At 45.0% G+C, this 14,754-nt stretch carries 12 protein-coding genes and 1 pseudogene; 11 read left to right on the top strand and 2 right to left on the bottom strand.

Annotated features, from left to right (window positions below; translation table 11 throughout):
• Positions 1 to 107: 107 nt before the first annotated feature.
• The 10 genes from rpmE (at position 108) to DOD25_RS03990 (ending at position 12,119) form a co-directional block, all read left to right on the top strand.
• Entirely contained in the window at positions 108 to 320 is a 213-nt protein-coding gene (gene rpmE, locus DOD25_RS04040; protein WP_004118797.1) for a 50S ribosomal protein L31, read from the top strand.
• A gap of 146 nt (positions 321 to 466) precedes the next feature.
• On the top strand, positions 467 to 1,564 hold the full coding sequence (gene prfA / locus DOD25_RS04035) for a peptide chain release factor 1 (RefSeq protein ID WP_004118799.1): 1,098 nt from the start codon (positions 467 to 469) through the stop codon (positions 1,562 to 1,564).
• Positions 1,565 to 1,597: 33 nt separating this feature from the next.
• Entirely contained in the window at positions 1,598 to 2,596 is a 999-nt protein-coding gene (gene prmC, locus DOD25_RS04030) for a peptide chain release factor N(5)-glutamine methyltransferase (RefSeq protein WP_112928777.1), read from the top strand.
• Positions 2,593 to 3,297, top strand: coding sequence for an L-threonylcarbamoyladenylate synthase (locus DOD25_RS04025; protein WP_112928775.1), 705 nt, complete (start codon positions 2,593 to 2,595; stop codon positions 3,295 to 3,297). The genes prmC and DOD25_RS04025 overlap by 4 nt, the downstream gene beginning before the upstream one ends.
• Positions 3,298 to 3,425: 128 nt before the next feature.
• Positions 3,426 to 4,529, top strand: a complete 1,104-nt coding sequence (locus DOD25_RS04020) for an MraY family glycosyltransferase (protein ID WP_112928773.1) — start codon at positions 3,426 to 3,428, stop codon at positions 4,527 to 4,529.
• A 52-nt stretch (positions 4,530 to 4,581) separates the two neighbouring features.
• Positions 4,582 to 6,126 carry an IMP dehydrogenase gene (gene guaB, locus DOD25_RS04015; RefSeq protein WP_112928771.1) on the top strand — a complete coding sequence of 515 codons (1,545 nt, stop codon included), beginning with the start codon at positions 4,582 to 4,584 and terminating at the stop codon, positions 6,124 to 6,126.
• A gap of 200 nt (positions 6,127 to 6,326) precedes the next feature.
• The gene (gene orn, locus DOD25_RS04010; RefSeq protein WP_004107431.1) at positions 6,327 to 7,034 is read left to right on the top strand and encodes an oligoribonuclease; all 708 of its coding nucleotides are present in this window, start codon (positions 6,327 to 6,329) and stop codon (positions 7,032 to 7,034) included.
• A 57-nt stretch (positions 7,035 to 7,091) separates the two neighbouring features.
• Positions 7,092 to 8,549, top strand: a complete 1,458-nt coding sequence (locus DOD25_RS04005) for a PIF1 family DEAD/DEAH box helicase (RefSeq protein ID WP_112928768.1) — start codon at positions 7,092 to 7,094, stop codon at positions 8,547 to 8,549.
• Positions 8,550 to 8,874: 325 nt separating this feature from the next.
• Positions 8,875 to 10,710 (top strand): proline--tRNA ligase, encoded by a 1,836-nt coding sequence (locus DOD25_RS04000; RefSeq protein WP_112928766.1) that lies wholly within the window; start codon positions 8,875 to 8,877, stop codon positions 10,708 to 10,710.
• Positions 10,711 to 10,814: 104 nt separating this feature from the next.
• Positions 10,815 to 12,119, top strand: a complete 1,305-nt coding sequence (locus tag DOD25_RS03990) for a zinc ribbon domain-containing protein (RefSeq protein WP_234025930.1) — start codon at positions 10,815 to 10,817, stop codon at positions 12,117 to 12,119.
• 169 nt (positions 12,120 to 12,288) lie between these two features.
• On the opposite strand, the gene DOD25_RS03985 is transcribed toward DOD25_RS03990, so the two are convergent.
• Positions 12,289 to 12,777 carry a single-stranded DNA-binding protein gene (locus DOD25_RS03985; RefSeq protein ID WP_112928764.1) on the bottom strand — a complete coding sequence of 163 codons (489 nt, stop codon included), beginning with the start codon at positions 12,775 to 12,777 and terminating at the stop codon, positions 12,289 to 12,291.
• 312 nt (positions 12,778 to 13,089) lie between these two features.
• Between DOD25_RS03985 and DOD25_RS03980 the strand changes: the two genes are divergently transcribed.
• A complete protein-coding gene (locus tag DOD25_RS03980; RefSeq protein ID WP_112928761.1) occupies positions 13,090 to 14,538 on the top strand; it encodes a CAP domain-containing protein in 1,449 nt (482 codons plus the stop codon).
• A 105-nt stretch (positions 14,539 to 14,643) separates the two neighbouring features.
• On the opposite strand, the pseudogene DOD25_RS03975 reads toward DOD25_RS03980, so the two are convergent.
• Positions 14,644 to 14,754 (bottom strand): annotated as a pseudogene (locus DOD25_RS03975) (M13-type metalloendopeptidase); the annotation flags it as partial.

Genomic DNA, 14,754 nt, shown 5'->3' with positions numbered 1-14,754 from the left:
GAATTATAAGCGCGTCGAGGGTGGTGACTAGAATAACGAAGGTTCCGGTTCACGCTTAGCTATTGGGGCTTTGCGACCCGGGTCGCCCGAATTCCATAGGAGACATTATGAAGCAGGGTATTCATCCCGACTATCACGCAGTGCAGGTTACCTGCTCTTGCGGAAGCACTTTCGTAACTCGTTCCACCGCTGATGGCGATCACATGACGGTTGACGTGTGCTCAAAGTGCCACCCATTCTATACCGGTAAGCAGAAGATTCTCGACACCGGCGGCCGCGTGGCTCGCTTCGAGAAGCGCTACGGTAAGAAGACTAAGTAGCTTTTGTGACGCCAGCCCTGCTTTCGTGTAACTCGCGGAATCGGGGCTGGCGTTTTATGTGCTAAACATGTGTGTTTAGTGTTCTACATTTAACATTTAAATTTTTGATTTACAATCCGCGTTAAGCGCGACTACAAAGGAATATGATGGCTGAGTCAGTAGAGGAACAATTCCCGGCAGCAGTTACCGCGTTAGAAGAGTATCGCGATATTGAAAGTCGCATGGGAAGTCCGGAAGTTGCGTCAAACCCGGACGCTATTCGCAAGCTCGGCCGCAGGCACGCAGAACTCGGCTCAATCGTAAATGCTTACCTAAATTACAAGCAGCTTTGCGACGATTTTGAAGCCGCAAACGAAATGGCAAGCGACGACCCAGATTTTGCTGAAGAAGCTAAGCGCTTAGAAGAGCAGCTTCCAGCAGCAAAAGAAAAGCTTCGCACGGCATTAATTCCTAGGGATCCGGATGATGCGCGCGATATGATTATGGAAATTAAAGCTGGCACAGGCGGCGAAGAAGCGGCTCTGTTTGCTGGCGATTTATTGCGTATGTACATGCGTTATGCCGAAAAGCGCGGCTGGACTACCGTAATCCAAAGCGAAAATTCAACGGAACTTGGCGGCGTAAAAGATGTGCAGCTTGCGATTCGCGCAAAAGGTACTCCTGCTCCAGAAGACGGCGTGTGGGCAAGCATGAAGTACGAGGGTGGCGTACATCGTGTGCAACGAATCCCAGTTACTGAATCGCAGGGGCGCATACAGACTTCCGCAGCCGGCGTAATCGTGTTTCCAGAAGCAGACGAAGATGACGACGAAATCGAAATCGATCCAAAAGATTTGAAGATCGACATTTTCATGAGCTCCGGCCCTGGTGGACAGTCCGTGAACACTACTTATTCCGCGGTTCGCATGACGCATATTCCAACCGGAATTGTTGTTAGCATGCAAGACGAAAAGTCGCAGATTCAAAACCGTGCGGCAGCCCTTCGCGTGCTAAAGTCTCGTTTGCTCGCTATGAAGCATGAGCAGGAGGCAGCAGAAGCGGCGGATATGCGCCACTCACAGGTGCGTTCGCTCGACCGCTCTGAGCGAATCCGCACGTACAATTTCCCAGAAAATCGTATTGTGGATCATCGCACGAATTACAAGGCTTACAATCTTGACCAGGTTCTTGACGGCGACTTGCAGCCTGTTATCGACAGTGATATTCAGGCGGATGAAGCTGACCGCTTAGCGCAAGCCAAGTAAGTAGCCGATTAAAATTTCTAAACAATTCTTAAAATGCAAGAACTTTTGCGAGTTTTGCGCGATGCTGTTAAAAAGCTTGAGTTTGCAGGTGTGGAGTCAGCAGAATATGATGCGCGCTTGCTGCTGGCTCACGCTTGCGGAGTGAGCTTAGCTGAGCTAAACAAAGCTCTGCTTATGGGTGATTACAAGAATTTTTCGCCCGATTATGCTAGCAAATATAGCGATTTTGTATCTAGGCGTGCTTCTCGCGAGCCGTTGCAGCATATTATTGGTCGCGCGCCTTTCCGCTACTTGGATTTGCGCGTTGGCAAGGGCGTTTTTGTGCCGCGGTCCGAAACGGAAATTGTTGTTGAAGCGGGATTGGATTGGCTTAGAGAATCTGGTATTAGCAAGCCTACGGTAGTCGATTTATGCGCAGGTTCGGGAGCAATCGGATTGTCGATTGCAACGGAAGTTGCAGACGCGCAAGTGTGGGCTGTAGAAAAATCTCCTGAAGCTTTTCAATATTTGCGAAAAAATTCTGAAGAAACTGCAAAGAATTACGAAAATATGCAGATTTCCAGTCGATACCATGCTGTTCTTGCAGATGCAACAAAAGCGCATATTTCAGATTTAACTCCTGAACTTCACGCAATTTGCGGCAAAGTAGATTTAGTAATAACGAATCCGCCTTACGTGCCGGAAAATCAAGTGCCGGAACAGATTGAAGTGCGAGAATATGATCCTCCGCTTGCGTTGTACGGCGGCTCTGTGGATGGCTTGCTTATTCCGGAGCAGATTATGCGCGCGGCTTTTGCGCTTCTTAAACCCGGGGGAGCTATGGTTATGGAGCATGATATTTCGCAAGGAGATGCGCTTAAAAAGTACGCGGAAAGCCTAGGTTTTGTGTGTACTCGAGTTGGAAACGACTTAACAGGCAGACCGCGATACACTTTTGCGCAAAAATATGACTTGAATCAGATATATGACTTGAATCAAATAGAAGAAAATAAGCAAAATAAACAACAAAAGCAACAAAAGAGGCAAAAATGAGCAAAATTTGCAATATCAACGGAGAATCACTGCAAATGGCAGCGCAAATTATTAACGAAGGCGGCGTAATCGTAGTGCCAACTGACACTGTGTATGGCGTTGCTTGTGACCCATTTAATGAAGCTGCAGTTGCAAAAATTTACGAGCTTAAGCGCAGGCCGCGCACGAAGGCGTTGCAAATTTTAATGAGCGGAGTGGAAGATTTAGAAAAACTTGGGCTGTATTTGCCGTCTCCGCTGGATATTTTAGGCAAAAAGTTCCTTCCGGGTGGATATTCTCCGATTGCGCGCGCTAAGAAGGACTCGGTTGCGTCCAAACTTGCAACGCTGTGCAAAACGAATGAGACTGATGAGAAAACTCAAGAAACTGAATCAACTCAAGCAATCGAATCAACTCAAGCAATCGAATCAACTCAAGGTGTGCGCGTGCCTGATTGCCCGGAATTAATGCAAATTTTGCGCGTTACGGGCCCGCTGGCTGCTTCTAGCGCGAATCGCAGTGGTAACGAAAGTGCAGACAGCGTCGAGGAAGCATTTGAGGCTTTCGGCAACGAAATTCCGCTGTATTTGAACGCAGGTCCAACTCGCTCGCACGTGGCAAGCACGGTAGTTGGTGCGGATTCAAGCGATAAAGACGGTATTGTGATTTTGCGCGAAGGTGTGATTTCGGAGTGCGAAATTCGTAATGCGTTAAGTGAGTAAGTTTATTAACTTATTTCTGATACTAAATTTCTGGTACTAACAAATCGCTACAATCAAAATAAGCAAGCGAAAAATTTAGCAAACGCTGCTAAAACCAACGAAGTAATCGCATAGCAAAGGACGCATTTATGAGGGTATACCTGTTTATTGCAGCAATTGCAGGCGGTACTACGTGGCTTATTATGCCGCTTGTTCGTCACCTTGCGATCCGTATGGGTGCTGTTGGCAAAGTTCGCGCTCGCGACGTGCATACTATTCCAACGCCACGTATGGGTGGTGTAGGTATGCTTTTTGGTTTTGCAGTTGCGATGGCATTCGCTAGTTCTATGCCATTTATTTCTGGGCTTTTTGCAGGAACGCACCAGCCGTGGGTTGTACTAGCAGGAGCCGTTATGATATGCCTGCTTGGGGTATGCGACGACATTTGGGATTTAGATTGGATGCTAAAGCTTGCCGGTCAGCTGCTTATAGCTGTTTTTGTAGCGTGGGGAGGGTTGCAAATCGTAACTTTGCCGCTCGGTTCACTCGTGACGGCATCTCCAAGCGTGTCAATCGCAATAACTGCAATACTAATCGTTGCTTCAATTAATGCAGTAAATTTTGTAGATGGGCTGGACGGACTGGCTTCCGGAATTGTTGCAATTGGCGGAATTGCCTTCGCAACCTACTCCTACATGCTCGCGCGCACGTCGCCATCCTACGCATCAATGGCAACTCTTATTGACGTTGCAATGGTAGGTATGTGCGTTGGATTTATCATGCACAATTGGCATCCTGCGAAACTTTTTATGGGCGATTCCGGCTCCATGCTAATCGGCTACTTAATTACTTGCGCGTCGATTATTATGACCGGCCATTTGGATCCGTCCGCCGTTCACACGAGTATTTATTTGCCTGTATTTATGCCGATTTTATTGCCGATTCTTGTGCTGTTCTTGCCGGTTCTTGATATGTGTTTGGCGATTACGCGGCGTGTTGCTAAAGGGCAGTCGCCAATGCATCCGGATCGCATGCACTTGCATCACCGCATGCTTAGAATCGGACATTCTGTGCAAGGTGCTGTGCTGATTTTGTGGGGATGGGCGGCGCTGATTGCGTTTGGCTCTATTATGATTTTGTTCTTTAAAGCTGTGTATGTGCTTGTTGGAATGATTCTTGCTGCTGCGTTGCTTACTGTGCTCACAATGATGCCGTACTTGCGTCGTCGCCTGCCCGAACTTCGCAATTCGTAGCGTTTCGTTCGGAGTTTCGGCAAACGTCATAGCAAAAACGTATAGTAACCCTATGGCTACAACTGATATTAACACGAAATCCGTGTATGCTCCTGTTCCACCAATTTTCGAGAAGCTCGGTCTCGCTTATGACGATGTCCTTTTGCTTCCAAACGAAACTGATGTTATTCCGTCCGAAGTGGATACTTCCACTCGTCTGACTCGCGAAATTACCATGAAAGTGCCGACTATTTCGGCAGCTATGGATACTGTTACCGAGTCCGATATGGCTATTGCCATGGCGCGTAACGGTGGTATTGGAGTACTTCACCGCAATCTTTCTATTGATGATCAAGCTGCGCAGGTTGATATTGTTAAGCGCAGTGAATCCGGTATGATTACCGACCCGCTTACTGTTCACCCAGATGCTACGCTCGCCGATTTAGATAAATTGTGCGGGCGTTTCCATATTTCTGGTCTTCCGGTAGTGGATAGCGAAAATCATTTAGTTGGTATTATTACCAACCGTGACATGCGTTTTATTGCTTCCGAAGATTACGATCGCTTGAAAGTTAAGGACGTGATGACGCGCGAAAATCTCGTCACTGGTCCTTCCGATATTTCTAAGGAAGATGCTCACCGCTTGCTTGCGGATAACAAGATTGAAAAGTTGCCTTTGGTTGATGCTGAAGGTAAGCTTACAGGCTTGATTACTGTTAAGGACTTTGTGAAGACTGAGCAGTATCCGGATGCTACTAAGGATGATCAAGGTCGCTTGCGTGTTGCTGCTGGCATTGGCTTCCTTGGTGATGCTTGGCAGCGTGCGTGCGCTCTTATGGAAGCTGGAGTTGACGTGCTTGTGGTCGATACCGCAAACGGCGAGGCTCGCTTGGCTCTCGACATGATTCGTCGCATTAAGGCAGATAAGGCTTTCGACGGTGTGCAAATTATTGGCGGAAATATTGCAACTCGCCAAGGCGCACAGGCTATGATTGACGCTGGTGTTGATGCTGTAAAGGTTGGCGTTGGCCCAGGTTCTATTTGCACTACGCGTGTTGTTGCAGGCGTTGGTGTACCTCAACTTACTGCAGTTTACGACGCTGCTCAGGCTTGCAAGGCTGCTGGTATTCCATGCATTGCAGACGGCGGCATTCACTATTCCGGCGATATTGCTAAGGCTTTGGTTGCTGGTGCTGACACCGTTATGCTCGGCGGCACTTTGGCTGGATGTGAGGAAGCTCCTGGTGAGAAGGTTCTTCTTCACGGCAAGCAGTACAAGCTTTACCGCGGCATGGGCTCGCTTGGCGCAATGGCTCCTCGTGGTAAGAAGTCTTATTCGAAGGATCGTTACTTCCAGGCAGACGTTACCAGCTCCGACAAGGTGGTTCCAGAAGGCGTTGAAGGCGAAGTTCCATATCGCGGTCCACTTAACGCTGTGCTTTACCAGTTGCTTGGTGGCTTGCATCAGTCCATGTTCTACGTTGGTGCTCACAATATTAAGGAAATGCAAGAGCGCGGACGCTTTATTCGTATTACTGATGCAGGTCTTCGTGAATCTCATCCTCACGATATTGTGATGACTGCAGAAGCACCAAACTACAGCGGTTTCCACAACTAAGTCGCGTGGTGCGTAGATTGCGCGAGTTACGTGAGTTGCGTGTGTGAGTCGCGTGTAAGTCGCAACTATTTTGCATTAAACGGCGAAAAGTTACGCAAGTTATCTACAACTTGCCTGCTTTTCGTCGTTTTTAATACGTGTCTCGTCTCTACGAAGATGTAGGCTGATGGGTTCGAAAAAATATTAGGAAAGGAACGAAAATGGCTGAAGCTAAGGAAGATCTTACGTTTACGCCGGAAGAGTCGCGCTTAATTTGGATTGATTGCGAGATGACGGGACTCGATATTTTCCACGACGAATTATGTGAAGTATCTGTAGTTCCAACCGACTTTAATCTGAAAGTTTTGGACGACGGCATTGATTTAGTGATTAAGCCGAGCGATGCTGCTGTGGCTCATATGAACGATTTTGTGCGCAATATGCACACTTCTTCCGGACTCGTTGACGAGTGGAATAAGAACGGTTTGCCGTTAGAAGAAGCGCAAAAGCAGGTAGTTGAATACGTAAAGCGCTTCCTGCCGGCTCGCGGAAAAGCTCATCTTGCTGGAAACTCCGTCGGTTCCGACAAAAAGTTCCTCGACCGCTATATGCCAGATTTAATGGCAAATCTGCACTATCGTGTAATAGACGTAAGCACGTTGAAGGAAATTTCGCGCAGGCTTTACCCGGACGTTTACCGCAATAAGCCGGCAAAACATGGCGGTCACCGTGCGCTCGCGGATATTATTGAGTCGATTGACGAGCTTCGTTACTACCGCGATATGATGTTCGTTCCAGCTCCAGGCCCAAGTGAGTCTCAAGCAAAAGCTGGCGCACAGCACATTGAAAGCACGAGCTTGCTTCGTGACTACGAACGCCGCGGAGAGGCGCTAGAAGACGTAAATTCCGCAGAAAAGCGCGACTACTAAACACAACGCTACTATTAAATAAAGCGTGACTACTAAACGCAATAAAAGGTACTGCCAATGAAGCAATCCGAAGCTCTAACCATAATCAACGCTGGTGCAAGCGCGTTCATTACCGGCGCTCCGGGTGCAGGTAAAACCTACGTATTAAACGAAGCTATTCGCGAAATGCGAAAGAACGGTTTAAGCGTGGCTGTAACGGCTTCTACCGGAATCGCAGCAACTCATTTAAACGGTCAAACCATTCACTCTTGGAGTGGAGTTGGAGTTGCAAACGCACTTACGGATACGCTTCTTAAAACCATTAGAGCTAGGCGAGGAAAGCGCATAAAAGCCACGGACGTGCTCGTGCTGGACGAAGTTTCAATGATACACGCGTGGCTTTTCGACATGGTTGACGAAGTATGCCGAAAAGTGCGCAAAAATCCCGCTCCTTTCGGCGGGCTTCAAGTAGTTATTTCGGGCGACTTCTTCCAGCTGCCTCCTGTTAGCACTTCTATGCGAAATCGTGACGTGTTCGAGCCGAGCCCGGAGTTTATTTCGTCGCGCGAAAAGTATGCTGCAGCTGGAAAAAATCCGGAAGGCTATATTACGGAATCTTTCGCCTGGGATGCTTTGAAACCTGTTGTGTGCTATTTAACTGAGCAACATCGTCAAGACGACGGTAAGTTACTTGATGTTTTAACAGATATTCGTAGCGGTCTAGTAAGTGACGACGATAAGCAAGTGCTTGCTAGTCGCCTTGGTGAGTATCCGCAAGATGACGAAGTTGCAGTACATCTTTTCCCAACGAACGCGCAAGCAGATGGTTTAAATAATATGCAGCTTGCGGAAATTAATGCTGAGCCTCACGAATTCGTTGCAACGGAAGCAGGACCTAAAAATCTTGTTGAACGCTTAAAGAAGAATATGCTTGCTCCGGAGCGTTTAGTTTTGAAGGCCGGAGCTGCTGTGATGGCATTGCGTAATGACCAAGAAAAGCAGTATGTAAACGGCTCTGTTGGACGTGTGTTGCGTTTTGTGCCTGAATCTAAAGGTGGCTGGCCGATTGTTGAGTTTGAAAACGGAAATATTGTCACTCTTAAGCCAGCTGCGTGGGAAATGACGGACGGTGAGACTGTACTTGCTAGCGTAAATCAAGTGCCTCTTCGTTGCGCGTGGGGAATTACGATTCATAAGTCGCAAGGTATGACGCTCGATAGTGCGGTAATGGATTTGCGTAGAACTTTCGCTCCTGGAATGGGATATGTTGCGCTTTCTCGCGTGGAAAATCTGGGCGGTCTTTATTTGGAAGGTATTAACGATCGCGCGTTTAGCGTTTCAGTTGATGCCGTTCTACTAGATGGATCTTTGCGCGATGCTTCCAAACGTGCGAGTGAGATGCTTGCTAGCGATGGTGCTTCTGTATTTTTGACAGATAAGTTTGAAGGCGATTCTGCAAATCAGCAAGAGTTTGACATTTTTGGCGCTGTCAATTACGCAGATAATGAAGAGTTTTCCTTCGATGACGAGTTTTAGTGCGATTTTTTGTGGAACATTTGCGCGACGACCTGCCTGAGCGCTGCGATTTAGCGCGCGAAGGCAACTCGGAGCGGAAACTCGCTTAAGTTGGAAGTCCGGGGGACTTCCAACGCGAGTTTCGTAGCGAGCGCGTTACCCGCGCGAGCGTTTTGGTGCTTTTTTGAAACATTTGCCGTGTATTTTCTCTGGCGTTTGTTGTCGTTTTTGCGTATTTGGGAAACATTTGCCGGAGTTTTAACTGGGTTTTTGTCGCTGCTTTGGCTTGTTTGTTTAGCTGTGTAAACAAGTGTTTATGTCCTCATGCGCAAATAGATTGGAACGCATGAATTCCAATGTACTTCGTATGTCTCAGCTGTTCCTTCGTACGCTGCGCGAGGATCCTGCAGACGCGGACGTGACTTCCGCAAAACTTATGCAGCGCGCAGGCTATATTCGTAAATCTGCCCCAGGTGTGTGGACTTGGTTGCCGCTCGGACTCAAGGTTTTAAACAAGGTTCAAGCGATTATTCGCGAAGAAATCAACGGTATCGGTGCGCAGGAAGTCCACTTCCCAGCGCTTCTTCCACGTGAGCCTTATGAGGCTACAAACCGTTGGGAAGAATACGGCGACAACATCTTCCGCCTTAAAGATCGTCATGAAGCTGACTATCTTCTTGCTCCAACGCACGAAGAAGTTTTCACGCTCCTTGTTAAGGATATGTATTCTTCGTACAAGGATTTGCCTGTTACTTTGTATCAGATTCAAACAAAGTATCGCGACGAATTCCGTCCTCGCGCAGGTCTTATCCGCGGTCGCGAGTTTATTATGCAGGATGCTTATTCGTTCTCAATTGACGAAGATGGTTTGAAGTCTGCTTACGTTGAAGAGCGCGCTGCTTACGCTCGAATTTTCAACCGTTTGGGCATTAAATACGTGATTGTTCACGCTGTTTCCGGTCCAATGGGCGGTTCTGATTCTGAGGAATTCTTGGCTCCAATGCCAATTGGTGAAGATACTTTTGCTCTTGCTCCTTCCGGAAAAGCTTGGAATGTTGAGGCTCTTACCACTCCAGAAATGTCTGAGATTGATTATTCTGCAACTCCTGCAGCAGAAGCGCTCGAAACTCCAGACGCTAAGACGATTGAAGCTTTGGTTAAGGTTTCTAACGATTTGCATCCGCGTAAAGATGGCCGCGAATGGCAAGCAGACGACACTTTGAAGAATCTGATTATTGCTGTTAAGCACCCGGCTGATGCTGAGGGTGGCGAGCATGAGGAGCCATGGCGCGAAATTGTTGCTATTGGTATTCCAGGTGACCGCCAGGTAGATATGAAGCGTCTTGAAGCTCAGTTCGCTCCTGCAGAAATCGAAGAAGCAACTGAGGATGATTTGAAGTCTCATCCTGAGTTTGTTAAGGGCTACATTGGTTTTAGCGTATTAGGTCCTCAAGCTCGCAAAGAGGGTAGTGGTATTGAAAATCCTGTTCGCTACTTGATGGATGCTCACGTTGCGAAGGGAAGAGCCTGGATTACAGGAGCTGACGAAGACGGAAAGCACGTTTACAACGCTGTTTACGGTCGCGATTTTGAGGCTGACGGCGTTGTTGAAGCAGCCCAGGTTCGTGACGGCGATATGAGCCCAGATGGTTCCGGTCCGCTTAGCTTCGAACGCGGTGTAGAAATCGGTCAGGTGTTCCAGCTTGGCTTAAAGTATTCTAAGGCTTTGGGCCTAAGTGTGCTTAACGAAAATGGTAAAGCTGTGCCAGTTTGGATGGGCTGCTACGGTATTGGCGTTAGCCGCGTGATCGCATGCTTGGCAGAAACACATCACGACGACGCTGGTCTCGCATGGCCTATGGCAATTGCTCCAGCTCAAGTTCACGTCGTTGCTACTGGCAAGGATCAGATTGCTTTCGACGCTGCTGAAAAGGTTGTTGAAGAGCTTAGTAAGCAGGGAATCGAAGTAATCTTTGACGACCGTCCAAAGGTTTCTCCAGGCGTAAAGTTTAAGGATGCTGAGCTTGTTGGCGTGCCGCTGATTGCTGTAGCAGGTCGCGATACCGTGAACAACGGTACGATTGAAATCCGCGATCGCAACGGCTCAAACGTTGAAGCAGTTCCAGTTGACGAAGCTGCAAGCCGCATTGTAGAGCGTGTCAAAATACTTTTGAATAAGTAAAATTTGGTGCGTAATTTTGAATCGTGAGAAATATTAATAACTTGTGGGCTCTGCGTTTGCATCCCACTTGTTTTATATACACGTAATAGGAAGAAGTTACACATATGTTTTGTGAAAAATGTGGATCACAAATTAGTGATGATCAGCAATTTTGTAATGAGTGTGGAGCGAGGATTGATTCTTCTATTGGTTCGCAAACTTCTGCAGAACAAATAAATAATCCACAGCAAGCAGTTTATAACCAATCAGAACAGCAGATGTATCCTCAGGTTTATGAGCAGCCTGTAGACGCGCCTAAGAATAAGAAAAGTAAGTATTCAAAATTAACAATTATTATTTCGGCAGTAGTTGCATTAGTCGTGGTAATTGCTGGAATAGTTTGTTTTTTGAATCTAAATAAAAGAGTAAATAGTGCTGATGGGTCTCATAATAACGTAATTAGTGAGGCTGGAAAACAATATAAAAAAGTTCTAAAAGATTTTAGCGAAACCAAATCTTCCGACAGTAGTGACATGAAGTATTACTACACGCTATGGGATATAAACAAAGACTCTATCCCAGATTTAGTGATTGCGTCTTCGCGCAGCGCTGATACTACTAGAATGATAGACGCTACATATGGTGTTCGTGTTGCTTCTTACGATGGTAAAAAGCTTATAAAATCTGAAGATTTGACCACTAGTAGCGATTCATATGCGACTTTGTATTTTAACAAGAATCATGATGGAATAGTTACACTTGCTCCATTTGGTTCTGATGCTACAAGTGATGGAGATATGCCTTGGACAAAAACAATATATCGTCTAAATAAACATCATAAATTCACAACTAGTTCTGAAACTGTTGAGCATCCGTTAGGAAGCGATGGTGTTGTTCAAGGAACTGATGAATTATCAAGAGTAGTAATGCCGTCGTTTATTTCAATTTCAGACATGAGAGGCGTTGACGCATTAGTGAATAATGAAGAGAATTCACAAAAAGTGCGTGAGCATAATAAGAATGTTCAGAATTGGATTGAAAAGGGTTACCAAGTCTACACTGGAACAATAAAGACCTTAAGTAAGGAAGAAGCTAAGAACTTACCTGGCGCTGATAAGGATGATACCACTGGCTTCCCAGACACTTATGATGATAATGCACGCTTTACTGTTCTTTTGCTAGATAATCCATCTTCAGTTACAGTGGCTAATGGTTTTATGGATTGTGCTTTAAGACCAACTATTACTTTCGCTAATAAAGTAGCTGTGCTTATCAGTGACTCTAATGATGGAACTAGTAATAATTTCAAACAATACGAAGGTAAGAGAATTACTATTGCAACGAAACCTAATGGCATTATGTATCATGGTGGTGATTTGCCTTATGGTCAGCCATCGGTTTCTTCTGATGACATACATGTGATTAAGTAGTAGATATCTCAGTTTCAGTAAATTAGGAAATACTTAATTTGCGAAATAGAGAATAAATAGATTTGCCGCCAGGAATGTTGATTCTTGGCGGCTATTTTATTTTATTCATATTAATTTGCTTACCGTTGCGCGAGTTTGAGGGATTTCTTGAGTTGCGATTTTATTTTTCTTAAATATCAGTTTCGCCCCCAAATTCATCATTCAAAATGCTTGCGTTAGAGTTATTTTGTTGTGCCCTATTGTTCTGCTGTGCTTGATTACTTTCTTTCGCATGATCATTTTTAGCGGAATCAGCGTTTCGCTTTGTAAATTGAGTAGTTCCACGATTTAAATCGTGACCAATAGTAGCCGCTTCTAAAATTATGCGATTATAATCATTGCCGTCTTTTGTCCAACTTTCAGTACTCAAATTTCCAGAAACAACAATTGCATCACCTTTATGCACGCTTTTAAGAACGTTTGAAGCCAAAGTTCGATACGCCTTCACAGTCATCCATGTGGTTGGACGCTCATGCCATTGCTGCTCATCATTTCGATAATAAGATTGTGTGCTTGCAATTCGTAGAGAACAAGCAGGAGAATTTTCGTTGCGTCCAAAACTTATTGGTTCTGCGCCTACAAATCCGCTAATAGTCACAGTTGACTGTTGTTGTACCATATTCATCATCCTTTCACGATTTGGACTGCAGCCATTTCAGCCCCGAAATCAGAGCCACCATTGCCCCTGAGCTTCGCAGCCACAAGGAAATGCCGCAGTAATAACAACTATGAATGTTTTGCGAGAATTGTTCTAGAAAATTCTTTTATTGTGGTTAAAAGCTATGTTTTAACCACAATTTATTAAAAATATTGACAATAAAATCACTTGTAAAACAGCAAGATTGCAAGCATTTTCGCAATAATTCCTTATTAAGAGATACTATTAACCTATATTTGTTGCATTGAATGAACAGAAGAAGAGTTTTTTACTATGAAAAATAATAAGCAGGGATTGGTGCGCAATTTAGCTATGCATGTAAATTCATGCTCATCTAATTTATTTAAATCATTTGGTTTTAAATCGAATAGTTCAATGAATTCGAAGAATACGATAGTTAAAAGTGCTGTAGTGAAGCATATTGTATGTTCGCTGATAAGCCTGCTTGCTGTAGTATCCTTTGTGTGCTTGTCTGCACAAAGCTCCATGAATATGAATTTGATGGGCATAAATTCGTTAGAATTAAGCAAAGAAGCATCTAATTCGTCTACGTCAAACCTGTCTATTAAAAACCCGATTATTAAACAAAAAAACGTTGCACGTAGTGTTGGCTGGGTTCGATCTGTTGATGTAGTGCGCTATGTGCTGGCTTCAATTCGTAATGCACGTTCGCGTTTATACGACGATCGTAGTATTTACTTTGAAGGAATTCCTTTGCAAGATTATGTGAGTCGTTGCGGTTTAACTAAACAAGCTTATGTGAATAATATTCAATACGATTCCGCAAATGAAGAGGATGCGTATCGTCGCGCACAAGAGACTGCTCAACATGGTAAATTTGGTCATTTTGCTCCAGATGGTAAAAGCGCACCTGATTTTAATGGTAGAAAAGCTTGGGGTGAAAACTTAAGCTGGGGTACAGATCTTGCTGGTTCTATGCGTTTATGGATTCAAAATGAAGAGGGACCATTGCGCGCTACTCGTGGTGCCTTTACTGACGAGAATGGTCATTTGTATCAAATCTTGAATCCACGAAATATCTCCTTTGGTTATGGTGAAGCTCAAGGCGGTCCGTACGGCATTGTTGGTGATTTAACTTTGTCGGAATATAACGGTGATATTGACTATCCTGATGGCAAAATTGGTTATGGAAGCCCTCAAGTTTATCAGCGTCCTGCTGCAGTAGCGAATAATACTAAGGCAGCTAAATCCGATAAGGATAAAAAGGACGACAAGGATAAAAAAGATAAGAAAGATAAGAAGGACGATAAAAATAAGAAAAAACATAAGGGTGATAGATCTAACAAAAAGAAAGCATTTGGGAAAAATAAGCATTTAGCCAATAAGGTTAATTCTCAAATTGCAAATAGTAAAGATTCCGCTAAAAATACTGAAAAAACTGGTATTTCTGGAATGGTGGTTGCTGTAATTGCAATGGTAATTATTCTTTGTGCTGTAGTTGTATTTTCTATCTTACTTTATAAGTCACGCAAAAATGCGCGTGCAAAAGCTGCTTCTGTAGACACTGCTGTTGCTAATACTGATACTGCTGTTGCTGATGCTGAAGCTGTAGCAGAAGTTGCTGATGCTGCTGTTGATAATGATTATGCTGCTGATAATGCTCCTGCTGTAGCAGAAGAAGCTGTTTCAAATGAGACTATTTCGCAAGATTTTGCTGCAGAAGAAGCTGTTTCTGCAGGTTCTGCCTCTGCGGAAGAATAAAAACTTATAAGGTTATATAAATTAAGCCTGCAAACGATTAGTAAAGAACGCTTGCAGGCTTTTCTATTTCTTATTTTCTATTTTCTGTGCTCAATTTGAGATGCTTTACCAAATGTGCACGCGCTCGCTTGGGTCGAGCCACATCTCGTCGCCTTCTTGAACATCGAACGCATCGTAGAACAAGTCAACGTTGCGAGCAATGCCGTTAGTGCGGCA

Origin of the sequence: Gardnerella leopoldii, assembly GCF_003293675.1 — a bacterium.
In the GTDB taxonomy this organism is placed as follows: Bacteria; Actinomycetota; Actinomycetes; order Actinomycetales; family Bifidobacteriaceae; genus Bifidobacterium; species Bifidobacterium leopoldii.
This window is presented reverse-complemented; position numbering and strand designations above follow the sequence as displayed.

Coding starts and splice junctions, on each gene's coding strand:
- rpmE (WP_004118797.1), top strand. CDS start 108: ATGAAGCAGGGTATTCATCCCGACTATCACGCAGTGCAGGTTACCTGC.
- prfA (WP_004118799.1), top strand. CDS start 467: ATGGCTGAGTCAGTAGAGGAACAATTCCCGGCAGCAGTTACCGCGTTA.
- prmC (WP_112928777.1), top strand. CDS start 1,598: ATGCAAGAACTTTTGCGAGTTTTGCGCGATGCTGTTAAAAAGCTTGAG.
- DOD25_RS04025 (WP_112928775.1), top strand. CDS start 2,593: ATGAGCAAAATTTGCAATATCAACGGAGAATCACTGCAAATGGCAGCG.
- DOD25_RS04020 (WP_112928773.1), top strand. CDS start 3,426: ATGAGGGTATACCTGTTTATTGCAGCAATTGCAGGCGGTACTACGTGG.
- guaB (WP_112928771.1), top strand. CDS start 4,582: ATGGCTACAACTGATATTAACACGAAATCCGTGTATGCTCCTGTTCCA.
- orn (WP_004107431.1), top strand. CDS start 6,327: ATGGCTGAAGCTAAGGAAGATCTTACGTTTACGCCGGAAGAGTCGCGC.
- DOD25_RS04005 (WP_112928768.1), top strand. CDS start 7,092: ATGAAGCAATCCGAAGCTCTAACCATAATCAACGCTGGTGCAAGCGCG.
- DOD25_RS04000 (WP_112928766.1), top strand. CDS start 8,875: ATGAATTCCAATGTACTTCGTATGTCTCAGCTGTTCCTTCGTACGCTG.
- DOD25_RS03990 (WP_234025930.1), top strand. CDS start 10,815: ATGTTTTGTGAAAAATGTGGATCACAAATTAGTGATGATCAGCAATTT.
- DOD25_RS03985 (WP_112928764.1), bottom strand. CDS start 12,777: ATGGTACAACAACAGTCAACTGTGACTATTAGCGGATTTGTAGGCGCA.
- DOD25_RS03980 (WP_112928761.1), top strand. CDS start 13,090: ATGAAAAATAATAAGCAGGGATTGGTGCGCAATTTAGCTATGCATGTA.